We start from the raw sequence: 24,620 nt of genomic DNA, 5'->3' as shown, positions 1-24,620 counted from the left end.
GTTCGCCCGGGGTTCGATGGATGTCGGACGTCAGGGGCGAGGGGGATACTCGTCCGGTCCGGGGACCGTGTCGCAAGCACGGCCCGCCCGCCGGAGGCGCTGCGGTAAGGCGATAAGACCGCCACCGGACGCAAGCTTCCGAACAATCTCCACGCGGAGCGTCAACGGGAGTCGAAACGGTTAGTCACAAAGATCTCCGGGCTCCGGTCCGGCGCTCCGCACGCCTTCCCGCCCCTCGCGCCGTCCGGTGCGGGGTCGTTTCCGCATGTCCCGGGAGGAGATATCACCATGCCCAAACCCCGCCCGTCCCGGCCCCCGGCCCCGACGCCCGCACCGCCCGAACTGATCCGGCTCGTCGAGGAAAACTGGCCGCTCATTCAGTGGAAGGAGGCCGTCAACAACGAGGCTTGGAGATTGGTGCGCGCTGGCGGCGGCAACCGCTGCGGTGCGGAACAGTACAACGCCGCCCGACGCTCGCTGATCGAACAAGGCGTCCTGCCGCCGCCCGGCTTCCCGAAGGACAGGTATTGAGCGCTGTTTCGCGTGCGGACCTCAGGGCTGGCCCGACGCCCCGCCGGTCGAGGCCATCTGCAGCGCGCCCGCCGGTTCGCGGAAGTAGCGGTCGATGCCCTCGGCCACGGCCCGCATCAGGCGGCGGCGGGCGCGGCCGTCGTTCAGCAGCCGCTCGTCCTCGGGATTGGTGATGAAGCCCATCTCCAGCAGCACCGCCGGCACGTCGGGGGCCAGCAGGACGGCCAGGCCGGCGTCGCGGTGGCTGCGGCGCAGCATCGGATGGTCGGCGCTCTCCAGCTCGCCCAGCAGGGTCCGGGCCAGCTGGGCCGAGCGGTTCTGGGTGGCGCGCTGGGTCATGTCCAGCAGGATGCGGTCCACCGACGGATCGCGACCCGGCAGGTTCAGACTGCGGTGCCAGTTCTCGCCGCGGGTGAATTCGCGCACGGCCCGGCCGGCGCCCTGTTCCGACAGGGTGTAGACGCTGGCCCCGCGCGTGGCCGGATCGGCTCCGGCGTCGGCGTGCAGCGAAATGAACAGGTCGGCGTCGGCCTGACGGGCGATGGCGACGCGGCGGTACAGGGCGACATAGGCGTCGCTCTCCCGGGTCAGCCGGACGCGGTAGCGGCCGGTGCGTTCCAGCTCCTGCTTCAGGGCGAGGGCGGCGGCCAGCGTCACGGCGCTTTCGCGGGATTCGGCGCCGCTGGCGCCCGGATCGTGGCCGCCGTGGCCGGCGTCGATGAAGATCAGCGGCCGTTCCGCCGGCCGGCTGGGGACGCGGGGCTCGGGCCGCCCGGGCGGACTCGTCGGGGCGCGACCGGTGGCCTTCAGGTCGATGACATAGCGGTAGTGGGCGATCCCGTCGCCGGGCGGCAACAGGAAGCGTCGCTCGATCTCGGCGCTGGTCGCCAGGTCCAGCTCGACCCGGGAGGCCGCGCCGGCCCCGGCCACGCGCCAGCCGCGCACCAGGCCCATGCCCGCGCCGGTCAGGCCGCGCTCGGGGATCACCCCGGCCAGCGAAACCACCACCCGGCCGTCGTCTCCGGACTGGATCACCTGCCCGCGCGCGGTGCGGTCCAGGTCGACCACCACCCGGGTGTGCTGGGCGTCGCCGCCGAAACGGACCCGCAGCACCTCGCCCATGGCGCCCGAGGCGATGCCGCGGCCGGCGGCCAGGACGGCGACGCAGAAAACGACGAAGGCCACGGCCGTCATCGCCCACTCGCGCAGCCCCCAACGCGACAGATTGATACGCGACAGCCCGTGCATTCGACGGAAACCCACCTTCTTGGTTGGCCCCATCATGACGCAACGTCGTCGCCAACCGGTTAAGGCGTGGCGTTAAGGCCGACGCGCCTTTTAATTCGCATCCGGCATGCCTATGCTTGTTCCGCTCGCGAACGATCGCGTCCCCTGATCCGTCAGGCTTGGGCGCGCCCTCTTCGCGGCATGACTTTCACTGATCCGAGAGCCGGCCGGGAAATCGCCCGCCGATTCGACGACCGGGTCCGGGACGCCCTCAGCGGCGTCGGGCCCAGGACCGTACTGAACCCCATGGGCCTTATCGCCTGCGCTCCCTTCCGGTCTGATCTGACCGACTCCGCCCGCGGCATTCGCCGCGGCGACGGGATGGCGCCTGCGTCCGCCCCTCATCCCATTCGGCGAGCCGCCTGCCCCCTTCGCGGGGATGGCCGAGCGCGCCAGAGAGAAAAAATCCATGTCAAAGACCATGTTGATCGACGCCGCGCATCCCGAGGAGACCCGGGTCGCCATCGTCGAGGGCCGTCAGGTCGAGGAATTCGACTTTGAATCCCGCGCGAAGCGCCAGCTTCGCGGCAACATCTATCTCGCCAAGGTCGTTCGCGTAGAGCCCAGCCTGCAGGCCGCCTTCGTGGAGTACGGCGGCAACCGCCACGGCTTCCTCGCCTTCAGCGAAATCCACCCGGATTATTACCAGATCCCCGTCGCCGACCGCGAAGCCATCATGGCCGAGGCGCATTCGGACGACGACGATCACGACGAACACGCCCGCGAAGGCGACGACGAATCCGAAGGCGGCATGGCCGAGGAAGAGCGGCTCAAGCGCCGCCTGATGCGCCGCTACAAGATCCAGGACGTCATCAAGCGCCGTCAGGTCATGCTGGTCCAGGTCGTCAAGGATGAGCGCGGCGGCAAGGGCGCGGCCCTGACCACCTGGCTGTCGCTGGCCGGCCGCTACTGCGTGCTCATGCCCAACACCGGCAAGGGCGGCGGCATCTCGCGCAAGATCACCCAGGCCACCGACCGCAAGCGCCTGAAGGCCGCCGCGGCCGCCCTCCACGTGCCCCAGGGCATGGGCCTGATCATCCGCACCGCCGGCGCCAAACGCACCAAGGCCGAGATCAAGCGCGACTACGAATATCTGCTGCGCCTGTGGGAAACAATCCGCGAGACCACGCTGAAATCGAACGCGCCCTCGATCATCTATGAGGAAGAAAACCTCGTCCGCCGCGCCGTGCGCGACATGTTCGACAAGGATTTCGACGGCATCCAGGTCGAGGGCGTCGAGGGCTTCAAGGAAGCCCGCGACTTCATGCGGGTGCTGATGCCCTCGCAGTCGAAGAAGGTCCACCTCTACCAGGGCGCCCGCCCGCTGTTCGCGACCAACGGCATCGAGGAGATGCTGACCCAGATCCACCAGCCGGTCGTGCCCCTGCCCTCGGGCGGCTATCTGGTCATCAACCAGACCGAGGCCCTGGTCGCCATCGACGTCAACTCGGGCCGTTCCACCAAGGAACGCAACGTCGAGGCCACCGCCACCAAGACCAACATGGAGGCCGCCGTCGAAGCGGCCCGCCAGTTGCGCTTGCGCGACCTCGCCGGCCTGATCGTCATCGACTTCATCGACATGGATGAGTCGAAGAACAATCGCACCGTCGAGAAGGTGCTCAAGGACGCCCTGGCCAAGGACCGCGCCCGCATCCAGATGGGCCGCATCTCGGGCTTCGGCCTGATGGAGATCAGCCGCCAGCGCCGCCGCCTCGGCGTCATCGAGGGCGCGACCGAGGTCTGCCCGCACTGCCAGGGCGCCGGACGCGTCCGCTCGGCCGAAAGCGCCGCGCTGATGACCCTGCGCGCCGTCGACATCGAGGCCGGCAAGAACGGGGCGGGCTCGGTCAATCTGCGCCTCAGCACCGCGGTGGCGCTCTACATCCTGAACCACAAGCGCGACTATCTGCAGCGCCTGCTGGCCCAGCGCGGCCTGAACGTCGTCATCCTGATCGACGACGCGCTCGGCCAGGGCGAACACGCCCTCGAGCGCACCGAAACCAACGAGGACTTCGTTCCCGAAGAGCGGCCGGAAGCCTTCGTCGACCTCGACGACGACTTCGACGACAGCGCCTTCGAGGACGAGGACGACGGCGACGAATTCATCGCCGACGACGAGGACGAGGACGCCCTCGAACGTGAGGACGCCGACGACGATACGCCGCGCGAGCGCGCCGAACGGGTCGAAGGCGAAGGCGGCCGCGGCCGCGGTCGTCGTCGTCGCGGCGGGCGCCGTGACGGCGCCGAGATCGCGGCCGACGACGGCGCCGCGCCCGCTCCGGCGGCCGCGACGGGCGAGGACGACGACGACAGCGAAAGCGGCCGCCGCCGCCGCCGGGGCCGCCGCGGCGGACGCCGGGTGCGCGAGGAAGGCGGCGAGCGCGACGGCTTCAACTGGGTGCGCGGCCGCACGCCTTCGCTCGAAGACCCCTATGTCTGGTTCGATCCGATCAACCCCGAACGAACCGAGCCGCGGGCGGAGGCCACTGTGGCCGGCGCCCCGGCGGCCGACGTCGACGAGGTCGTCGGCGAACGGCCCGAGGGCGAGATCGGCGGCGAGCGCAACGGACGGTCGCGCCGCCGGCGTGGACGCGGTCGCGGCCGGGATCGCGGCGACCAGGGCCTGACCCACGAGGTCAAGGTCGAGACCCGCGCCACCAACGAAGGCATGCCGCCGGACGGCTCGCCGGACACGCCGATGGCCGTGGTCGTCGACGACGCCGAAACGGCTCCGGTCGCCCTCACGGAAGAGCCGAAACGACGTCGCGTGCGCCGCAAGGTCTCGGCCGGCGCGACCGCGGAATCGGAAGCCGAAGCCGTCACCGCGCCGGTCGAACCCAACAAGGCCGAACCGGTCGGCGAACCCGCCGCGCTGGACGTGACCCCGGTCGAGGCGGCGGAGCCGGAAACGGTCCGGGCGGAGCCGGAACCCGCGCCCGTCGTCGCTCCGACGGCGGCGCCCGTGCCCGAGATCGATGTCGCCGCCCTGATCGCCGACGATCCGGCCCAGATCGTGGCGCCGCCGGAGAAGCCGAAGCGCGGATGGTGGCGCCGCTGAAACGCCGTGATTAGGTTGTGACCATCGGCCGGGCGGGGGCGTAGACTTGGGTATGAGGAGTTCGCATTGAACTGGCTGTCCCGAAACGCTGTCGTCCGGCTGACCGCCGCCGCCGCCGTCGCCGGCCTGATGCTGGCTGCGGCCGCGCCGGTCTCGGCCCAGAGCGCCATTCGGGACACCGAGATCGAAGGCATCATCCACGAATGGACGGATCCGGTTCTCACCGCCATGGGGCTGGAGCCCTCCGAGATCGAGATCCTTCTGATCAACGAGAACGACCTGAACGCCTTCGCCACGCGCGGCCGGATCATGGGCGTGAACACCGGGCTGATCCTCAGGACCCGGTCAGCGAACGAGCTTCTCGGCGTCCTCGCCCACGAGGCGGGGCATATCAAGAACCGCCATACCTTGCGGGACGGGGCCCAGGGCGCGGGCATGCAGCCCATGCTGATGACCATGGCCCTGGGGGCGCTGGCCATCGCTGCGGGCGCCCCGGATGCGGGGGCGGTCCTGCTCGGCAACAGCCAGTATTTCGGCACCCTCAGCGCGCTGCGCTACATGACGCATCAGGAGGGCGAGGCCGACAACACCGGCGCGCGCGCGCTGCAGAACGCGGGCGAATCCGGCCGGGGCCTCGTCACCTTCTTCGAGAATTTCCGCTCGCAGGAAGTTTTCTCGGACCAGCGGCGCTACCCCTATTTCCGCAGCCACCCGCTGTCGTCGGCGCGTATCGAGAACCTGCGCCGCTTCGTCGCCGAGCAGTCGAACTATGACCATCAGGACAGCCCGGAGCGGGTCGCCGAACATGCGCTGATCCTGGCCAAGATCCACGCCTTCATGGACGCGCCGAACCAGACGCTGCGCGACTACCCGGAAAGCGACACGTCCCTGCCCGCTCGCTACGCCCGCGCCATCGCCCTGTATCGCGACGGCCAGACCGAAAAGGCGCTGGCCGCGGTCGAGGTGTTCCTGACGGAGCAGCCCGAGAACCCCTATTTCTGGGAACTCAAGGGGCAGATCCTGTTCGAGGAGGGCCGGCCCGCCGAAGCGATCGGCGCGCACCAGCGCTCGGTTGAGCTGAAGCCGGACGCGCCCCTGTTGCGCATCAATCTGGCCCACGCCCTGCTGGAAACCCGGGATCCCGCCAAACTGGACGAGGCGGTGAACCAGTTGAAACGCGCCACGGCGCTGGAGCACGACAACACCATGGGCTGGCGTTTGCTGAGTCAGGCCTACGCCAGCCAGGGCAAGGAGGGCGAGGCGCGACTGGCCTCGGCCGAGATGTATTTCGCCGCGGGAGCCGAGCGTGAGGCGACCCAGTTCGCCCTGCGCGCCCGCGACATGCTTGACCCCGGCACCGCCGAGTGGACGCGCGCCATGGACATCGTTTTCGCGTCGGGCGCGACCCAGGAAGACATCGACGACGTCGATCGCCGCAACAGCCGTCGCGACCGGGGCGGCGTGATTCCGGCCGCCGGCTGACCTTCGCACCGAGAGACTGCATGACCGACGCGCCCGATCCCGCCACCGACGCCCCGCGACGCGGCGGATTCCTCTCCGGACCGCGCGCGAGCACGGCGGCGCTGGCGGTCTCGGTCGTCGCCCTCGCCCTGGCGGCGGCGCCCTACGCCACGGGCCGCGATTTCGACGGACGGGTGCGATCCTATCTGCTTGAGAACCCGGAGATCCTCCAGGAAGTCAGCGCGGCGCTGCAGGCGAAAGAAGAAACCGCGCGCACCGGGGCCATCAACCAACGGGCCGCCGCCAGCCCCTCCCTGCTCGCCGTCGATGCGCGCGACCCGAGCTTCGGCCCCGCGGACGCAAGGGTCACGGTGATCGAGTTCTTCGACTTCCGCTGCCCGGGCTGCAAGGCGACGGCTCCGGAGGTGCTGCGCCTGATGCAGGCCCATCCCGACGTGCGATTCGTGTTCAAGGACTGGCCCATCCTGGACCGCGGGACCGACGACACGTCGCATTACGCCGCGCGCGCGGCCCAGGCCGCGCACCGCCAGGGCAAATACCTGCCAGTGTTCCGCGCCCTGATGGCCGAGCCGGCGCTGGACAAGGCGGCCGTGGATCGCATCCTGACCGCCAATGGCGTGGCGATTCCGGCGGCGCGGACCGCGATGGCGAGTCCCGAAGTCGCCCGACACCTGGCCGACATCCAGCTGTCGGCCGCCAACCTCGGTCTTCAGGGCACGCCGACGTTCTTCGTCAACGGCCGGGCCACAGCCAGCATCCAGCCCGCCGACATCGACCGCGCCATCCGGACGGCGAAGGCGGGCTAACCCGCCCTCCCCGGCCCTAGCCGATCGCGCCGACGCAGCCCTCGTCGCCGCCGACGGGCAGGTTGGCGTCGGTCAACGACAGGGTCCAGCCGTGGTGTGTGGCAAGGCCGCGCCGACGAATGCCGCCGCCGTCTCCCGCGTCGCCGCCCGCATCGACCAGCACGCGCCGGCCGGTGGGCAGCGCCGCCGGATCGATCCGTCCGACCGCCAGGGCCGTCGGCGTCGCGCCGCCGAAGCCGTCGAACACGCTCAGCATCGACCAGTCGCGGCGCAGGCCTATCCACCAGGCGCTGTCGGCGTTGACCGCCAGCACCGCCACCCCGTTGCCCTCGGCGGCCCAGGCGAGGGCGGCCTCGGGGTCGCGCACGGCGCGCATGTCGGCGGCGGCGCCGAAGCGCAGGCGGGCGCCGTCGAAGGCGCGGGTCGGCTCGACGGGCGACCAGACCTGCACCTTGATCCGGCCCTGACGGGCCAGGCCCCAGCCGACGATCTGTCGCCACAGGGATTCGACGGCTTCCCGATTATCGGGATCGGCCTTGGCCAGCATCCGCGCCAGCACCGCCTGTTCGCGGTCGGGGCGCAGTTTCACATGAGGGCCGGCGGGGGCGTCCTTGGCCTGGCCGACTCGGGCGGCGATGGCCAGACGGCGCTCGAACAGGGCCAGTAGCTCGTCATCGAGGTGGTCGATCTCGTGACGCAGGGCCGCCAGGGCCATGTGTTCGGGCGAGACGTCGGCCACCGCGGCGTTGGCGGGCGATGGCCAGACTTGCTGCAGGGCGGGCTTGGTACTGGAAGGGGTCACGGGAAAGGACTTTCGATTTCGATCGCGGCGATGAGGGATTTTTGCGAGCCGCCGCCCCGTCGCGGGGCGGTCGCCGGCGAGGCCGTCAGGACGATGTCCCCGACGCCTCAGCCGGCGTATCGAAAGCCATAGAAATACAGGTCCGCGGCCGCGAAAACGCGGGCGAATGCAGTCGCAGCGATGACTTGCGAGCGAACCATGCGCGCCAGAAGCCGCACGGATCGTGCGCCGTCAAGCCGGATTGACGCTCAACAGGACAAAACGCGTGCGATTGTCTTCGGAATCCTGGATGTCGTTGCGCAAAATCGACAGCTCATAGACCTCGGCCGCCCGGGCCGGAGCCACCGCGGCCCGGGTCACGTCGCCGGCCTCGGCCACGGCGCGCGCCGCGCCGGCGGTGTCGAACGCCTCGACCGGCGTGAGGCCATGGGCCTCAAGGAACGCCGGACATTGACGCAAGGCGATCGGATGGCTTTCGGCGGTCTTCACCGTCCGCAGGGTCGCCCCGGGCGGCGCCATCAGGGCGAGACGGATCGGCCGCCAGGCGTCGGACACCACCTTCAGGTCGGCCGCCTCGACCAGCGAGGCCGCCGGCTCGACCCGTCCGATGGTGGTGTTCTCCACGGGGATCAGGGCGCAGCCGACCTCTCCGGATTTCAGCGCGGCGATGACGGCCTCGAAGGTGTCGTAGGCCACGGCCTCGTCCCAGGGTCGCAGGTCGATGCAGGCCTCGTGGCTGAAGGCGCCGGGCGCGCCCTGATAGGCGCAGCGTCCCCCGACATCGTCGCCCGCGGGCCGGCCCACGCCCTCCACCTCAGGCCGCTTCCGACCGCGACCGCCGCCCGGCCTTGAGCCGTTCGGCCACCAGGAAGGCCAGTTCCAGCGCCTGATCCGCATTCAGGCGGGGATCGCAATGGGTGTGGTAGCGGCTGGACAGATCGTCCTCGGTCAGGGCCTGGGCGCCGCCAAGGCATTCGGTGACGTTCTGGCCGGTCATTTCGAGATGGACGCCGCCGGGATGCACTCCCTCGGCCTCGGCCACGTCGATGAAGCCGCGCACCTCGCCGAGGATGCGCTCGAACGGCCGGGTCTTGTAGCCGTTGCCGGCCTTCAGCGTGTTGCCGTGCATCGGGTCGATCGACCAGACCACGCGCTTGCCGTTGTCCTTCACCGCCTTCATCAGGCGCGGCAGGCGCTCACCGACCTTGTCCACGCCGAAGCGGCCGATCAGGGTCAGGCGGCCCGGCGTATTATCCGGGTTCAGGACGTCGATCAGGGCCAGAAGGTCGTCCGGCTCCATCGTCGGTCCGCATTTCATCCCGATCGGATTCCTGATGCCTCGCGCGAACTCGACATGGGCGCCGTCCAGCTGGCGCGTCCGTTCCCCGATCCAGACCATGTGGGCCGAGGTGTCGAACCATTCGCCGGTGGCGCCGTCGAGCCGCGTCAGGGCGCCCTCGAGGTTGAGCAGCAGGGCTTCATGGCTGGTGAAGACCTCGACCCGGCTCAGGTCGGGGTGGCTCTCGGGCGTGACGCCGACGGCCTCCATGAAGGCCAGCGCCTCGGTGATCTTGTCCGCGAGGTCGCGATATTTGGCGCCGTAGGCGCTGTCGGCCGCGAAGCCCATCGTCCAGCGGTGGATGTTGTACAGGTCGGCGTAGCCGCCGCCTGCGAAGGCGCGCAGCAGGTTCAGGGTCGAGGCCGACTGGTTGTACGCCTTCAGCAAGCGCTGGGGATCCGGCACGCGCTCTTCCGGCGTGAAGGCCATGCCGTTGATGATGTCGCCGCGATAGCTGGGCAGGGTCTCGTCGCCGATGGTTTCCAGCGAGGAGGAGCGCGGCTTGGCGAACTGGCCGGCGATGCGGCCGACCTTCACCACCGGCTTGCGGCCGGCGAAGGTCAGGACCACGGCCATTTGCAGGATCAGGCGGAAGGTGTCGCGGATGTTGTCGGTCGAGAATTCCTTGAAGCTCTCGGCGCAGTCGCCGCCCTGCAGCAGGAAGGCCTCGCCCGCCTCGACCTGGGCCAGTTTGGCGGTCAGCCGCCGCGCCTCGCCAGCGAAGACCAGCGGCGGGAGGGCGCGCAGCTCGTCCTCGACCCGGGTCAGGGCGGCCATGTCCGGATAGTCCGTCGGCATCTGCACGACGGGCTTTTGTCTCCAGCTATCGGGGGTCCAGCGCATACTCATGCCTCAAGGATAGGCGTTCGCGCCGCCCGGGACAACGAAAGCCGTGTCGCAGTTCTGTCGGCGCTCCCGCTTTTCACCCGGGCCAAACTCGAAAACGCAGTCCAAACCGTCCGAAGCGTCCACTCCGTGCGCGCGTCCGGGTTTGAAAACACCGTCCGAAGCGTCCGAAGAGTCCAATGCGTCCGGTCATCGGGGAAATCGGAAAGACGTCGGTCATCCGCCCAGTGTTGCAGACCGGTACGTCAAAATCGGACGCCCTAGCCGGCCGACATGTTTCCCGGCTGCTGCTTCTCTTTCAGGGTGACCAGTTCCTCGGCCATGGTCGGATGAACCGCGCAGGTGGCGTCCCACTGGGCCTTGGTCAGGCCGGCCTTCACGGCGATGGCGGCCAGCTGGATCATCTCGGGCGCCTCCGGGCCGACGATGTGGACGCCGACGACCTTCTGGCTCTGGCCGTCGACCACCAGCTTCATCAGCATCCGTTCGTCGGAGCCGGTGAAGGCGTATTTCATCGGCCGGAACCGGGTCAGATAGACGTCGACCTCGCCCGGACACGAATGCCGCGCCTCGCTCTCGGTCAGGCCGACGGTTCCGACCGGCGGCTGGCTGAACACCGCGCTGGCGACGGCCTCGTAGTCGAAGGCCTGGGGATTGTCGCGCCAGACGGTCTCGTGGAAGGCCACCGCCTCGCGGATCGCCACCGGGGTCAGATTCATCCGGTCGGTGACGTCGCCGATGGCCCAGATGTTGTCGGCCGTGGTCCTAGACAGCGTATCGACCCTGATCGCGCCCTCGTCATTCAGCTCGACGCCGGCGGCCTCGAGTCCGAGGTCCTTCACATGCGGCACCCGACCGGTGGCGAACATCACCACGTCGGTCTCGATCTCCATGCCGTTCTCGAGCTTGTTGTTAAGACCCGTCGCGGTCTTCTCGATGGCCGAATGCTGGCAGCCGAGGATGACCTTGATCCCCCGCTTCTCGATCTCGCCGGCCAGATGGGCGCGCACGTCGTCGTCGAAGCCGCGCAGGATGTTGGGGCCGCGGTAGATCAGGGTGGTCTCGACCCCGAGCCCGGCGAAGATGCCGGCGAACTCCACCGCGATATAGCCGCCGCCGGCGATCAGGATGCGTTTGGGCAGTTCCGGCAGGTGGAAGGCCTCTTCCGAGGTGATGGCGTGCTCGATCCCCGGCAGGCCCTCCGGAACCCAGGGCCGCCCGCCCGTGGCGATCAGGATTTTCTCGGCGGTGATGGTCTGGTCCTTGCCGACGATCTCGACGGTGTGGGCGTCCTTCAGCACCGCCCGTCCGTGGATCAGGTCGACGCCGGCCTTGCCCAGGTTGGCGGCGTAGATGCCGGACAGGCGCGCGATCTCGACGTCCTTGGCCTGGAGGAATTTCGGCCAGTCGAAGGTCGCATCGACGGTCCAGCCGTAGCCTTCGGCCGTGTGGAAATGGTGGGCGAAGTCCGACGCCATCACCATGAATTTCTTGGGCACGCAGCCGCGGATGACGCAGGTGCCGCCGACCCGGAACTCCTCGGCGATCCCGACCCGTTTGCCGCCGAGGGCGGTCAGGCGCGCGGCGCGGACGCCGCCGGAGCCGGCGCCGATGACGAAGAGATCGTAGTGGTAGGTCTCAGCCATATTCTTTTCCGCTCATCCCGGCGAAAGCCGGGACCCAGTCCTGTGGACGACCGGTTGAACCCGATCCGCACCAACGCCAATCCCGAACACCCTGCCCCATGAAAGCACTGGGTCCCGGCTTTCGCCGGGATGAGCGGAGATCAGGGAAGTAGGCTTTCCACGCCGGAATCCAAGCCGATGATCGCCTCGTCCGCCAGATCGAGGAACAGGCCGTGCTCGACCACGCCGGTGATCAGCTTGAGGTCGTCGGCCAGCCGCACCGGATCGTGGATGGCGCCGCAGCGGGCGTCATAGATCAGATTGCCGCCGTCGGTCCGCACCAGCCCCCGCTCGGCCGTCCGCACCCGCGCGGGCATGGCGATGTCGTGATCGGCCAGGACGTCGGCGATGCGGTTGGCCGTGGTCTTGTGGCCGAAGGCGACGACCTCGATCGGCAGGGCGAAGGCGCCGAGAGTCTTCACCACCTTGGCGGCGTCGGCGATGACGAGGCAGCGGGCCGAGGCCTCCCAGACCAGTTTCTCGCGCAGCAGGGCCGCGCCGCCGCCCTTGATCAGGGCCAGGCCCGGTCCGATCTCGTCGGCCCCGTCGACGGTCAGGTCGATGCGCGGGGTGTCCTCGAGCGTCGACAGCGTCAGTCCCAGTTCGCGGGCCAGTTCGGCAGTGGCTTCCGAGGTCGGCACGCAGCGTAGGCCGGCCAGGTGGCGGGCGGCCAGCGCCTTGACGAACCATGCGGCGGTGGAGCCGGTGCCGAGCCCGACGACCATGCCGGCCTCGACCCGTTCGGCGGCGGCTTCGCCCGCCCGGCGTTTCTGGTCGTCCGCGCTCATTTGGCTTTCAACGCCTTCTTCGCCCGCATCTTTTCCATGAAGCGCGCGGCCCAGCCGCCTTTGGACTGCTGTTCGCCCCGCGCCAGCGCCAGATCGCCCGCCGCCACATCCCGGGTGATCACCGACCCCGACCCCACCATCGCCCCCGCCCCGATGGTCACCGGCGCCACCAGCGAACTGTTCGAGCCGACGAAGGCCCCCTCGCCCACCGTGGTGTGGTGTTTGAAGAAGCCGTCGTAGTTGCAGAAGATCGTGCCCGCGCCGATGTTGGCCTTCGCCCCCACCTCGCCGTCGCCCAGATAGGCCAGGTGGTTGGCCTTGGCGCCCTTGCCCATGCGGACGTTCTTCACCTCCACGAAGTTTCCGACCTTGGCGCCCTCGCCCAGATCGGCGCCCGGACGCAGGCGGGCGTAGGGACCGACCTCGGCGCCCGAGGCGACGGTGGCGCCCTCGATGTGGCTGAAGCTGCGGATGCGGGCGCCGGAGGCGATCTTCGCGCCCGGGCCGAACACGACATAGGGCTCGATCATGGCGCCGCCTTCGATCCGGGTGTCCCAAGCGAATTGGACAGTCCGGGGCGCGATGAGAGTGACGCCGGCCTCCATGAACGCCCGGGCGGCGTCATCCTGAAAAACCGTCTCGGCGATAGCGAGTTCGTTCTGCGAGTTGACGCCCATGACGGCGTCCTCGCCCGCCATGACGACGCGGGTCGGCGCGCCGCGCCTGCGGGCCAGTTCGACCACGTCGGTCAGATAGAATTCGCCCTTGGCGTTGTCGTTCTTCACCTCGGCCAGCAGGTCGAACAGCAGGCCGACGGGCGCGGCCATGACGCCGGAGTTGCAGGCGTTGATAGCGAGTATCTCGGGCGAGGCCTCCTTGGCCTCGGTGATGGCGACGAGCGTGTCCCCTTCCGTGACCAGCCGTCCGTAGGCGCCGGGCTCGCCCGTCACAAAGCCGATGACGGTGACGCCCTCGTGCGCGGCGAACACCGGCTCGATGTCGGCCGCGCGCAGCAGGGGCACATCGCCGTAGGTGATCACCACCTGGCCGACGAAGTCGCCCAGCACGGCCTCGGCGGCCCGCACGGCGTGGCCCGTGCCCAGCGGCGGGTCCTGGACCGCGATGGCGTCCTCGCCGAGCCGTTTGACGACATGGTCGCGCACTTCGGGGGAATGGGCCCCGACCACGACCACAATCCGTTCGCAGCCCAGCGCCTCGGCGGCGTCGATGGCGTGGTCCAGCATGGCCCGGCCGCCGACCGGGTGCAGCACCTTGGGCAGAGGCGACTTCATCCGCGTGCCCTGGCCGGCGGCGAGGATGATGGCGGCCCTTGGGTGTGCAACACTGGTCATGAATCGGTCCGGCGGCTAGTCGTCGCCAGCGGTCTAGCCCATCCCGGCGGCCGGCGGGAGAGGACGATGATCGCGCGCGACCTCGAGGGCTGGACCATCGCCTTCGATCTGGACGGCACCCTGGTGGATTCGGCGCCGGACCTGATCGGCACGCTGAACCGCATGCTGGCCCCACGCGGCTATCCGGCCGTGCCGCTGTCCTCGGCCCGCCATCTGGTCGGCCACGGCGCGCGCGCCCTGCTGCGCCACGGCTTCGCCGGGGCCGGCGCGGTCTGGGACGAGACCGCCGAACCCGAACTGTTCGACCGGTTCATCGACGACTATGTCGCCCATATCGCCGACGACAGCCGGGCTTTCGAGGGAGTGGCGGAGACCCTCGACCATCTGGCGCAGCGCGGCGCCCTGCTGTGCGTGGCCACCAACAAGCGCACCGACCTGGCCGAGGCCCTGATCGGCGCCCTGGGCCTGACCCGCCATTTCGTCGTGGTCGCCGGTCCCGACCGGGTCAGCGCCCGCAAGCCCGACGGGGCCCATGTGCGCGAGGCGGTGCGGCTGGCCGGCGGCGATCCGGCGCGGGCGGTGATGGTCGGCGACGCCACCACCGACACCGGCAGCGCCCGGGCGGCCGGCGTCCCCTGCGTGGTCGCCGGCTTCGGCTACAACGACGCGCCCCTGTCCGAACTGGGCGGCGACATCGTCATCGACCGCTTCGTCGACCTGGTCGCGGCGGTCGAGGCCCTGTGCCGGGCGGCGGACCGGGTCGAGGCCGCCGCCCCCATCTGACGGCTTGCCAGCCCCGGACGACCGGGCTATGTCCCCGCCTCCTGAATCGGCCGGATGCGTAGCTCAGCGGGAGAGCACCTCGTTCACACCGAGGGGGTCACAGGTTCAATCCCTGTCGCATCCACCATTTTTTCCCTTTTAAAATAATAACTTACCGGAACCGAATGTTCCGCCTACAGATGATTTTTTCTGCTAATTTGAGTTAGTGGGGCAGTAGTGGGGCAGTCGCCGCGCGAAATCGTTGCTCGAAAAGAGACAGAACCCCCTGAAACGCGTTGATGGAGGCGACCCGCGAGCCTGATTCGACCCCGCTGACCTGGCGTCTTTTGCAGGGCGTTTCATCCCTGGCCGGCCTCCCCTGCCGGGATACGTCGCGACCACTCATTCAAAGGAGACGTCATGGCGTCGATCCCGGACCACCCCAACGACGCCGGAACCTGGACGCGCCTTGAGGGCCGCGAGGCGTTCGCCCTCTGGCGTCGAGAGCGTCAGACCCTGGCGCCTGTCACGATGTATTATGTGATCGCCCCGCCCCGTCAGAGTGAGATCCTCTACGACGAAGCCAAGGCCCGCGCCCGCTACGACGAACTCGCTGGCGTCGCCGCCGCGGAAACCGTCATCCTCTAGAGGACGCCGCGCCGCTGGACGCCTGGCGCAATATTTTCTGATCGTTCAGCTGCAACCCCAATGGTCGCCCTAGAACGGACGGTCTGAACTTCCGCAGCGGGTGGAAAGCGGACAAAAGCTTTCAGCTCAAAAGCAGACGTTGGCGTCCGCCTCGCCTGAGCGCCAGTCTTCGACACGGCATGGCGGGTTCGAGTGCGCCAAGGGCCGTCGTGGGAGACCGGCTATGTGATGGAGCGCTTCCCGGTGGTGGCCTTCACGAAGACGAAGGAGCGGGGGCAGGTTTCAAGGCAGGGCAGCGTGCTTGGCTCCGAGCTGTTCGAGCAATGCGCTGAACGTCTCGACCTGGTCACCGGCGCCCGCCGCCTCATAGGCCTCCAACGCCCCGCGCACATCGGTCAGGGCGGCATCCAGGTGCGCGACGTCCCCCGTTCGATCGAACAGGATGTTCCGCACCAAGGCCAGGTTGCCCGTGGCCGTGGCCCAGTACAGCGGCACGCGCTCGCGGGTGTTTTCCTCAAGCGACGCCTGAAAGGCCGCGACCGCCTCCTCCAGACGCGCCGTCCCGCTCTCGCGCTCACCGAGGGCCCAAAGGGCATTGCCGAGGTTGTTCTGGGTCGCGGCCCATTGCAGCGGCGCGCGCTCGCGGGGGTATTCCTCAAGCAACGCCTGATAGGCCGCGACCGCCTCCTCCAGACGCGCCGTCCCGCTCTCGCGCTTGCCGAGGGCCGCAAGGGCATCGCCAAGGTTGTACTGGGTCGAAGCCCAGTCCAGCGGCGCGCGCTCGCGGGTGTATTCCTCAAGCGACGCCCGATAGGCCGCGACCGCGTCCTCCAGACGCGCCGTCCCGCTCTCGCGCTGGCCGAGAGCCGCAAGGGCGCCGCCGAGGTTGTACTGGGTCCAGGCCCAGTCCAGCGGCACGCGTTCACGGGTGCGTTCCTCAAGCGACGCCCGATAGGCCGCGACCGCCTCTTCCAGACGCGCCGCGCCGCTCTCGCGCGAGCCGATTGTAGAAAGGGCCCTCCCCAGATTGGTCTGGGTCGCGGCCCATTCCAGCGGCACGCGTTCACGGGTGCGTTCCTCAAGCGACGCCCGATAGGCTGTGACCGCCTCTTCCAGACGCGCCGTCCCGCTCTCGCGCTCGCCGAGGAACTGAAGGGCATCGCCGAGGTTGTCCTGGGTCGCGGCCCAGTCCAGCGGCACGCGCTCGCGAGTGCGTTCCTCAAGCGCTGCCCGAAAGGCATCGACGGCCTCTTCCAGACGCGCCGTCCCGCTCTCGCGCTCGCCGAGGATCCCAAGGACAACGCCGAGGTTGTTCTGGATCCGCGCCCAGTCCAGTGGCACGCGATCCCGGGTGCGTTCCTCAAGCGACGCCCGAAGGGCTACGACCGCCTCCTCCAGAAGAGCTGTCCCGCTCCCGCGCTCGCCGAGCATCGTAAGGGCAGTGCCGAGGTTGCTCTGGGTCGTGGCCCAGTCCAGCGGCACGCGGTCACGGGTGCTTTCCTCAAGCGCTGCCCGAAATGCTGCGACCGCCTCCTCCAGACGCGCCGTCCCGCTCTCGCGTGAGCCGAGTGTAGAAAGGGCGTTCCCCAGATTGTTCTGGATCGCGGCCCAGTCCAGCGGCACGCGATCGCGGGCGCTTTCCTCAAGAGACGCCCGATAGGCCGCGACCGCCTCCTCCAGACGCGCCGTCCCGCTCTCGCGCTGGCCGATTGCAAAAAGGGCATTGCCGAGGCTGTTCTGGGTCCCGGCCCAGTCCAGCGGCGCGCGCTCGCGGGTGGATTCCTCAAGCGACGCCTGATAGGCCGCGACCGCCTCCTCCAGACGCGCCGTCCCGCTCTCGCGTGAGCCAAGGGTCCCAAGGGCATTGCCGAGGTTGTACTGGGTCGAGGCCCAGTCCTGCGGCACGCGATCGCGGGTGCGTTCCTCAAGCGACGCCTGAAAGGCCGCGACCGCCTCCTCCAGACGCGCCGTCCCGCTCTCGCGCTCGCCAAGTCTAAGAAGAGCTTTGCCGAGGTTGTTCTGGGTCTGGGCCCAGTCCGGTGGCACGCGTTCACGGGTGCCTTCCTCGAGCGCCGCCCGATAGGCCGCGACCGCCTCCTCCAGACGCGCCGTCCCGCTTTCGGTCTCGCTCTCGCCGAGTACATAAAGGACAGTGCCGAGGTTGTTCTGGGTCTGCGCCCAGTCCAGCGGCACGCGCTCGCGAGTGCGTTCCTCGAGCGACGCTCGATAGGCTGCGACCGCCTCCTCCAGCCGCGCCGTCCCGCTCTCGCTCTCGCGCTCGCCGAGTTTAGAAAGGGCGTTCCCCAGATTGCTCTGGGTCGAGGCCCAGTCCAGCGGCACGCGCTCGCGAGTGCGTTCCTCAAGCGACGCCCGATAGGCTGCGACCGCCTCCTCCAGACGCCCCGTCCCGCTCTCCCGCTCGCCGAGTGTAGAAAGGACATTGCCGAGGTTGTTCTGGGTCTGCGCCCAGTCCAGCGGCACGCGCTCGCGAGTGCGTTCCTCGAGCGACGCCCGATAGGCTGCGACCGCCTCCTCCAGACGCGCCGTCCCGCTCTCCCGCTCGCCGAGAACCGAAAGGACAGCGCCGAGGTTGCTCTGGGCCAAAGCCCAGTCCAGCGGCACGCGATCGCGGGTATTTTCCTCAAGCGACGCACGAACGGCATCGACCCCCTCCTCCAGACGCTCCGTCCCGCTCTCGCGCTGGCCGAGTATAAGAAGGACAGCGCCAAGGTTGGCCTGGGTCCCGGCCCAGTCCAGCGGCAAGCGTTCACGGGTGAGTTCCAGGAGTGCCGCCCGAAGGGCATCGACGGCCTCCTCCAGACGCTCCGTCCCGCTCTCGCGCTGGCCGAGTATAAGAAGGACAGCGCCAAGGTTGCCCTGGGTCCCGGCCCAGTCCAGCGGCGCTCGCTCGCGGGTGGATTCCTCAAGCGACGCCTGATAGGCCGCGACCGCCTCCTCCAGACGCGCCGTCCCGCTCTCGCGCTCGCCAAGTCTAACAAGAGCTTTGCCGAGGCTAGACTGGGTCTCGGCCCATTCCAGCGGCACGCGCTCGCGCGTGCGTTCCTCAAGCGCAGCCCGAAAGGCAACGCTCGCCTCTTCCAGACGGGCCGTGCCGCTCTCGCGCTGGCCGAGGGTCCCAAGGGCACTGCCGAGGCTCGTCTGGGTCTGCGCCCAGTCCAGCGGCACACGCTCGCGCGTGCGTTCCTCAAGCGCTGCCCGAAGGGCATCGACCGCCTCCTCCAGACGCGCCGTCCCGCTCTCGCGCTCGCCGAGTTTCCTAAGGGCATTGCCGAGGCTGTGCTGGGTCGCAGCCCAGTCGTCTGGACTTTCCGAGCGGTCCACAAGGGACGCGGCTTCCGAATAATAGTCGATCGCGCGAACGAGGGCGGCATTGTCGCCCTTCTCATCGCCGCGTTGATACGCCGTCCTGCCCAGGTCCGAGGTGAGAAGGAAATCGTCATGCCGCGCGCGGCGTCTTGCTTCCCGGCGGGCCTCCAGCGTTATCCGCTCCGCACCGTCGAAATCCTGGCGCTGGCGGGCGAAGGCCGAGCGCGTCGTGACGGACCCGATCCACAAATCTCCCGCCTCGACCGACGCCGATTGGCGAAGGAACGCCAGTTGTTCCAGGGCCCGGTCGGCGTCTTGCAGGCGACCATCCTCGAAGGCGATCCGGGCCTCCTCCACGAAGCCGGCGGCCCGGTCCCTAATCTCGCCGGTCTCGATCCGGGCAACGATCTCGGTCAGATCGGCGAGCTTTTGGCGGTTGTCGACGTCCTGCTCGACCCAGCGAGCGGCGGCCTGGACGACATCCTCCGGCGAAGCGTCCGTCGCCAGGCCGAGCAGTTGCCCCACCCGGACGACATCGGCCCGGGAAGCGGCGGCCTGGCGACTGGCGGTGCCCGCCTCGCCTCGCGCATTCCTCGCGGCAGAGAGCGCGACGCTGAGTTCCACCCGCAACGCCCGCACCTGGGCCGGGCCCAGCCCTGTCCCCTCCCGTCCCTGGGCAAAGGCCGGCATGGGCCCCGCCAGGGTCACGCCCGCGCCTGCGACGATCGCCAGGGCCATGAGACCCGCGCTGAAGCGCTTCACAAACAGCGCTCCAGCTTCGTCCCGCCGTAACCGCTGTGGGTCAGGTTGCGCCAGTTCAGCCGTTCCTCCGCGCCCGCACGCGCATAGGTGAAGATCAGTGCCTGACCTTCCGTCTCCCCCGCGTCGCTGGATCGCGCGATGCTGGCGTGCAGCTCTTCACCTGTGCCTCCCGGCACGAGGGCGGCGGTCATGGCGTAGTCGCCCATGCCCGGCGTCTTGCGGACGCGCGTGATCATGAGACCCCCGTCCTGAACCCGGAAGTCGTAGGTCACGCCGCAGCCAGCCTCACCCCACAGTCCTGGAATGGCCTGGGCGACGGCGCGTTGAGGCGGCGACAGGGCGGCGATGATCTCGTCCCTGGCCTCGACAACCTCGGTCCGCGTCTTCGCCCCGTCTTCCTCGACGGTCCTTTCCGTGGCGGCCGGCGGATCGATCAGCGGGAACAGCAGCGTCATGGCCCCGAGCCCTGCCAGCGCGCCTGAGACCAGGGTCGCAACCCCCTTGCCCGTGGTCCAGAACGGCCGACCCGGCGAAGATCCATCCCTGGAGGCCAGCACATAGTACGATACCGCCGAGGCGATCCCGACGCCCAGCAAGGCGAAGGCCGCCACCCAGCCGCCCGTCTTGGACTGGGCGGTATTCAGCGTCATCCAGCCGAAGGCCAGGACGACGGCGATCACCGCCAGCACCGCGACTGCCACAACCGTCCAGCGATAGTCGCGTCTCATGTCGGCCCCCTGCCTCTCAACTTTGAACATACGGCGACCATATGAACAACCGCCGTTCGACCAGTTAGGTCACAGCACCCGCATCGTTCAAAGTCGGACTGTCTGTGCGGCGCGCCGGACCTTGGGCAAAGTCACCCTCAGGCGAGACCGACCTCTCAAGCGTCGCCGGTTTCCGGCGGACGTCATCCGCCATGCCATGTGGCTTTACTTTCGCTTCAGCCTGAGTTTTCGGGACGTCGAGGAACTGTTGGCGGCCCGCGGTGTGGACGTGAGCTATGAGACCATCCGCTAGTGGACGATCAAATTCGGGTCACGGCTACCCGAAAACAGACGTTGCCGACGGCCGCTTTGGGTCGAGCTCGGCCATTAGCCTGACGCCCGATTGCGGACATTCGACGGATGCGCCGTACGCGAACATCGTGCAGGTCTGCTCGGGGTGGAAAGCGGACCTTCCTCTGGGGCTCTGAACCGGACTTCGTAGTCGTCTGCTGAGAGTGCCTAAGGGCTATGCGAGACCGGCCGTTCTGAGGGCGGGGACGTTTCGTGGCGCCCATACGCCGGCGGCTTCATTCGCGAGCGCCAGCGCCTGAGGGCCGGTGACGGCGCGGCTGTAGAGGAAGCCCTGGGCGTGCTCGCAACCCTCCGCGGTGAGCCAGTCCCGCTGGTCGGCGGCTTCGACGCCCTCGGCGGTGACGACGAGGCCGAGGCCGTGGCCCAGACCGATGAGTGCCCGGACGATGGCGGCGGTCTCACCGTTGGCCATCATGCCGTCGATGAAGCTGCGGTCGATCTTGATGGTGTCGAGCTTGAAGTTGCGCAGGTGGTAGAGGCTGGAATAGCCGGTGCCGAAGTCGTCGAGGGCGACCTTGACGCCGCTCTGGCGCAGGCCGCCCAGGACGCGCTGGGCGCCGTCGAGGTCGGAGACCAGCGCGCTTTCGGTGATCTCCAGCTCCAGCCGATGCGGCGGCAGGCCGGCGTCGGCGAGGATGCGCAGGATGCGCAGGCCGAGTGTCTGGTCGCTGAGCTGCCGGGGCGAGATGTTGAATGACAAGAGGCCGGCCGGCCAAGCCGCCGCGTCGCGGCAGGCGGTCGCCAGCAGGTGGTCAGTCAGGGCGCCGATCAGGCCGGCGTCCTCGGCGATCGGGATGAAGCGGCCGGGCTCGATCTCGCCAAGTTCGGGATGGGTCCAGCGGGCGAGCGCCTCGAAGCCCGAGAGCTCGCCGGTCCTCAGATCGATCAGCGGCTGGTAGCAGGGACGGAGCGCTGGCGTGCCGATTGCGTCGGCGAGGTCGCGCTCCAGGCGATCGTGTTCCTGGACTCGCCGGTCCATCTCCGGCTCGAAGAAGCGAAGCGCGCTCTTGCCCTCCGCCTTGGCCAGATAGAGGGCGAGGTCGGCCTTGCGCAGCAGGGTCTCGGCGTCGGCGCCATCCTGGGGGGCCAGCGCGATACCGATGCCGGTGCCCAGGCGATGCTGGCGGCCGCCGGCGGTGACCGGGCGGACGAGGCTGTCGATGACGCGCATGGCCAGGCCGGTGGCGGCTTCGGCGCCGTTCAGATGCCGGGCGAGGATGGCGAACTCGTCGCCGCCCAGCCGGGCGACCAGATCGCCCTCGCGAACCGCCTGGCGCAGCCGCTCGGCAGTGCGGATCAGGGCCTCATCGCCGACCGGGTGACCGAAGACGTCATTGATCCGCTTGAAGCCGTTGAGATCGAGCATCATCACGGCATGGACGGCATGCGAGCCGGGCGGGGCGTCGAGGGCGGCCTTCAGCGCGGCGTCGAACTGTCGGCGGTTGGGCAGGCCCGTGAGCGGGTCTTCGAGGGCGAGCGCGCGGGCCTCCGCTTCGGCCGCGCGGCGCGCCTTTCCCTCGCGCAGTTGGGCCCGGAACTGCGAGACTGAAAACAGGGCGAACGCAAGCGCCGCGAGGGCAAGTATCTCGCTAAACTCAAGGATCCGGGTCTCCAGGGCGACGCTGCGCTCGGCGAAAAGGTTGGACCACCAGGCCAGCACGCCGCCGACGACGGTGACGGCCAAGATCGCGGCGGTTTCGGCGAAGGTGACCCGGTGGCGGATGATCAGCATCTTGTAATCGGCGGCTTTCATGCGACTGCGCTTTGCGGGTTGGATTCACCCGCGGTCCAGATCAGAACCACCGGCCATGGCAGGGTGGTCAGGCCCATGAGCTTGACCATGCCGATCCCGGCGGCCTGCACTACGAAATTGCGATTGAGCTGAATAGCGAGCGCAGCCGTGTGAGGAGGCGCAGATTGATTCGATCCAATGAGCGATGACATCGGCGTGGTTGTCCCTGAGACGTACCAATGACGCTGAGTGACTGACAATAAGATAATGGCGGTTGAAGCCGCTCAGCATGGTGGCGGAAATGCAGACTTCCGGAAGTGCGCTCACCGTCCCAAGCGCCAAGGGTGACGTCGGTGTAGTTCTCGCTGACATTTGCGAAAAAGCCAGCCGGTGGTTCTGAAGATGGAGGGTGGATTGAAACCGCAGGCTGGATAGCCGGCCTCAGAAGCGGACGTCCTCAACTTCCCCAGTGAGTCGAAAAGAGAAGTTGGCATTCCGTCGGCAAGCGGACCCTCCCGCGTGCGTGCGCTATGGGGCGATCACCAGTGCGGCAAAAAGCTTCCGCATCGAGCGCGGCGCCAAGGCCCGGGTCAACACGGTTCGCCAATCAGATCGGCATCGGCGCGCCCTGGTCGTGCCTCAGTGACTGCCAGTAGTCGACCGGCGCCGGCGTGCCGTCCTGTGTCTCGATGACCAGAGCCGGATTCGGCATCGTCAGCCGGGCGTGACGCGGGCTCTCGCAGAAGGCATAGGCGCGCGCCCAGGTCATGATCGCGGCGTCCGTCGTCTCCTCCGAGCAGGCGGCGCTCACGCGCTGGCAGAATTCGAGCGACCTCACCAGGATGGAGGGGTCGTTCCGCCGCGAAAGAGCGCGCAAGGCGTCGAGGTAGTCTTCCCTGAACACCGTCGGGATCACGATTCGCGACAGACCGCCGGCCAGGAGCTCCTTCGTCATCATGATGCGGCTCAGGCGCCCGTTCCCGTCATTGAAGGGATGGACGTCAGACAGCAGGAAATGGACGAACACGGCGCGCGAGAACGGGTCCTTCAGGGTCTCGAGTATCGATACGCCCTCCCGCAGGGTTCCCTCGACGCGGTCAGGGGCGACGAAGGTCGTATCCCCGGCCTTGTTGGTTCGCGTCTTGAACTGACCCGGCCGGACCGACGGCCGGGCGTCCATCAGGATCCGGTGCCGTTCCTGGATCTCGGCGAGAAAGGCGTCCGCCCCGCGGGGCACAGCCGCGCGCGGCCCCAGATCGACGAGCTGGAGATAGGCGCCCAGGACGTCGTGCCCGTCTTCCGGCCGGGCATCGGGCATCTTGCCTTCGAAGACGATCTCGACGGCCTCGCTGACGGCGAACTCCGTGCCTTCGATGAAGTTGGAGAAATAAGCCTCCATGAACGCGCCGCTCGTCTTGCGGCCGGGCGTCGCGTCCCGATCGGCGATCGACAGGGGGGCGCGGGCCTGAAGATGATCCGCCAGGGTCACGAGGCGACCGACGCAGGCGGGGTCCAGAGGCGCGCCGGCGGCGCGGGCCCGTCCCTGGACCGTGCTGAGCTTGTCCTGGCGGGTCCGCAGCAGCGCGCCGATCAGACCGTTCAGGACCTCGAATTCCTTTTCCCGCTGGAGGACGGGCGCCAGAACCCGGGCCTGGTCCCGGATATGGTTCAGGCCCTCTTCGCCGTGGGTCGAGCACAGACTTTCAAGAGCGGCTTCGACCCCCGCCTTGCCGAGGGTGCGGGCCGGTCCATTCCGGGCGCGCGACGGACTGAGGTTGTCGAGCAGCTTTCGGACCGGTCCCGCCAGCCAGGAGCCTAGATAGGGGATGTCGCCGTCGACGGGTCCAACACCCTGACGGATGTGGATCTCAAGACCCGGGAGGGTGATCACATCGCGGGTCCGCGGCGCGCTGACAAAGACGTGGCCGACCCCGGTCGGCGCGCCGCTGGAGCGGTCCCTCCACGGCTGGCTTTCCATGCCCGTCCGGTCGGTGGCGACGCCGTCGGGAACGAGCCTGCCGAGGATGGTCGACCATTTTCGACGCACGACGGCGTCGACCGGCTCGGCGCCGGGCTCGACATAGACGCCGGTCGCGATTCGAACGAGCTTGCCGCCTTCATGATCGCGGCGGATCTTCCTGTCGGTCGCTTCGCTGCCCGAGGGCGTGAAGAGGATGTCAGCCATGACCGTCTCCCAAGACCGCGCGAAATACAGGAAATGTCCGTCACAGTCCCTTAAATCGCAATAATGTCCGCTATCGTCACTTAACGTAGTTTCTCTTAAAACGCCAGCCAAAGACCAAATGTCCGTGAAAATCTCCTATGCACCTCAAA

18 protein-coding genes and 1 tRNA gene are annotated in these 24,620 nt (G+C 68.6%); 7 read left to right on the top strand and 12 right to left on the bottom strand.

Annotated elements, in window-relative coordinates; all coding sequences use genetic code 11:
• The first annotated feature begins 288 nt into the window (after positions 1 to 288).
• Positions 289 to 531, top strand: a complete 243-nt coding sequence (locus Q8Q71_RS03595; RefSeq protein ID WP_305758266.1) for a hypothetical protein — start codon at positions 289 to 291, stop codon at positions 529 to 531.
• A gap of 21 nt (positions 532 to 552) precedes the next feature.
• Here Q8Q71_RS03595 and Q8Q71_RS03590 read toward each other — a convergent pair whose 3' ends face one another.
• Positions 553 to 1,725: an N-acetylmuramoyl-L-alanine amidase gene (locus Q8Q71_RS03590; protein WP_305758268.1), complete on the bottom strand. Its 1,173-nt coding sequence runs from the start codon at positions 1,723 to 1,725 to the stop codon at positions 553 to 555.
• A gap of 502 nt (positions 1,726 to 2,227) precedes the next feature.
• On the opposite strand from Q8Q71_RS03590, the gene Q8Q71_RS03585 reads away from it, so the two are divergent.
• From Q8Q71_RS03585 to Q8Q71_RS03575, 3 genes are all read left to right on the top strand, one after another.
• Positions 2,228 to 4,876, top strand: coding sequence for a ribonuclease E/G (locus Q8Q71_RS03585; protein ID WP_305758265.1), 2,649 nt, complete (start codon positions 2,228 to 2,230; stop codon positions 4,874 to 4,876).
• A gap of 129 nt (positions 4,877 to 5,005) precedes the next feature.
• Positions 5,006 to 6,358: a M48 family metalloprotease gene (locus tag Q8Q71_RS03580; RefSeq protein WP_371315923.1), complete on the top strand. Its 1,353-nt coding sequence runs from the start codon at positions 5,006 to 5,008 to the stop codon at positions 6,356 to 6,358.
• A 20-nt stretch (positions 6,359 to 6,378) separates the two neighbouring features.
• Positions 6,379 to 7,164 (top strand): DsbA family protein, encoded by a 786-nt coding sequence (locus Q8Q71_RS03575; RefSeq protein WP_305758263.1) that lies wholly within the window; start codon positions 6,379 to 6,381, stop codon positions 7,162 to 7,164.
• Positions 7,165 to 7,180: 16 nt separating this feature from the next.
• On the opposite strand, the gene Q8Q71_RS03570 is transcribed toward Q8Q71_RS03575, so the two are convergent.
• From Q8Q71_RS03570 to glmU, 6 genes are all read right to left on the bottom strand, one after another.
• Positions 7,181 to 7,966, bottom strand: a complete 786-nt coding sequence (locus Q8Q71_RS03570) for a chorismate mutase (RefSeq protein ID WP_305758262.1) — start codon at positions 7,964 to 7,966, stop codon at positions 7,181 to 7,183.
• Between the two features lie 231 nt (positions 7,967 to 8,197).
• Positions 8,198 to 8,770, bottom strand: coding sequence for a prephenate dehydratase domain-containing protein (locus Q8Q71_RS03565; protein WP_305758261.1), 573 nt, complete (start codon positions 8,768 to 8,770; stop codon positions 8,198 to 8,200).
• A gap of 10 nt (positions 8,771 to 8,780) precedes the next feature.
• A complete protein-coding gene (locus Q8Q71_RS03560) occupies positions 8,781 to 10,154 on the bottom strand; it encodes a class II 3-deoxy-7-phosphoheptulonate synthase (RefSeq protein WP_305758260.1) in 1,374 nt (457 codons plus the stop codon).
• A gap of 257 nt (positions 10,155 to 10,411) precedes the next feature.
• Positions 10,412 to 11,797 carry a glutathione-disulfide reductase gene (gor, locus tag Q8Q71_RS03555; RefSeq protein WP_305758259.1) on the bottom strand — a complete coding sequence of 462 codons (1,386 nt, stop codon included), beginning with the start codon at positions 11,795 to 11,797 and terminating at the stop codon, positions 10,412 to 10,414.
• Between the two features lie 140 nt (positions 11,798 to 11,937).
• Entirely contained in the window at positions 11,938 to 12,624 is a 687-nt protein-coding gene (gene rpiA, locus Q8Q71_RS03550) for a ribose-5-phosphate isomerase RpiA (protein ID WP_305758258.1), read from the bottom strand.
• The gene (gene glmU, locus Q8Q71_RS03545; protein ID WP_305758257.1) at positions 12,621 to 13,976 is read right to left on the bottom strand and encodes a bifunctional UDP-N-acetylglucosamine diphosphorylase/glucosamine-1-phosphate N-acetyltransferase GlmU; all 1,356 of its coding nucleotides are present in this window, start codon (positions 13,974 to 13,976) and stop codon (positions 12,621 to 12,623) included. The genes rpiA and glmU overlap by 4 nt, the downstream gene beginning before the upstream one ends.
• 66 nt (positions 13,977 to 14,042) lie before the next feature.
• Between glmU and Q8Q71_RS03540 the strand changes: the two genes are divergently transcribed.
• From Q8Q71_RS03540 to Q8Q71_RS03530, 3 genes are all read left to right on the top strand, one after another.
• Positions 14,043 to 14,759, top strand: a complete 717-nt coding sequence (locus Q8Q71_RS03540; protein ID WP_305758256.1) for an HAD hydrolase-like protein — start codon at positions 14,043 to 14,045, stop codon at positions 14,757 to 14,759.
• Positions 14,760 to 14,811: 52 nt separating this feature from the next.
• Positions 14,812 to 14,886 (top strand) — tRNA-Val (locus tag Q8Q71_RS03535).
• Between the two features lie 272 nt (positions 14,887 to 15,158).
• Positions 15,159 to 15,386, top strand: coding sequence for a hypothetical protein (locus Q8Q71_RS03530; RefSeq protein WP_305758255.1), 228 nt, complete (start codon positions 15,159 to 15,161; stop codon positions 15,384 to 15,386).
• A gap of 282 nt (positions 15,387 to 15,668) precedes the next feature.
• Here Q8Q71_RS03530 and Q8Q71_RS03525 read toward each other — a convergent pair whose 3' ends face one another.
• The 5 genes from Q8Q71_RS03525 to Q8Q71_RS03500 form a co-directional block, all read right to left on the bottom strand.
• Positions 15,669 to 19,475 carry a tetratricopeptide repeat protein gene (locus tag Q8Q71_RS03525; protein WP_305758254.1) on the bottom strand — a complete coding sequence of 1,269 codons (3,807 nt, stop codon included), beginning with the start codon at positions 19,473 to 19,475 and terminating at the stop codon, positions 15,669 to 15,671.
• Complete coding sequence (locus Q8Q71_RS03520) at positions 19,472 to 20,203, bottom strand: hypothetical protein (RefSeq protein WP_305758253.1); 732 nt, start codon at positions 20,201 to 20,203, stop codon at positions 19,472 to 19,474. Before Q8Q71_RS03520 ends, Q8Q71_RS03525 begins: the two co-directional genes overlap by 4 nt.
• Before the next feature lie 505 nt (positions 20,204 to 20,708).
• A complete protein-coding gene (locus tag Q8Q71_RS03510; RefSeq protein ID WP_305758252.1) occupies positions 20,709 to 22,307 on the bottom strand; it encodes a bifunctional diguanylate cyclase/phosphodiesterase in 1,599 nt (532 codons plus the stop codon).
• A complete protein-coding gene (locus tag Q8Q71_RS03505) occupies positions 22,304 to 22,498 on the bottom strand; it encodes a hypothetical protein (RefSeq protein ID WP_305758251.1) in 195 nt (64 codons plus the stop codon). Before Q8Q71_RS03505 ends, Q8Q71_RS03510 begins: the two co-directional genes overlap by 4 nt.
• A gap of 395 nt (positions 22,499 to 22,893) precedes the next feature.
• Entirely contained in the window at positions 22,894 to 24,471 is a 1,578-nt protein-coding gene (locus Q8Q71_RS03500) for a Fic family protein (protein WP_305758250.1), read from the bottom strand.
• Positions 24,472 to 24,620 lie beyond the last annotated feature (149 nt).

It is taken from the genome of Brevundimonas sp. (assembly GCF_030704825.1).
Classification (GTDB): Bacteria; Pseudomonadota; Alphaproteobacteria; order Caulobacterales; family Caulobacteraceae; genus Brevundimonas.
This window is presented reverse-complemented; position numbering and strand designations above follow the sequence as displayed.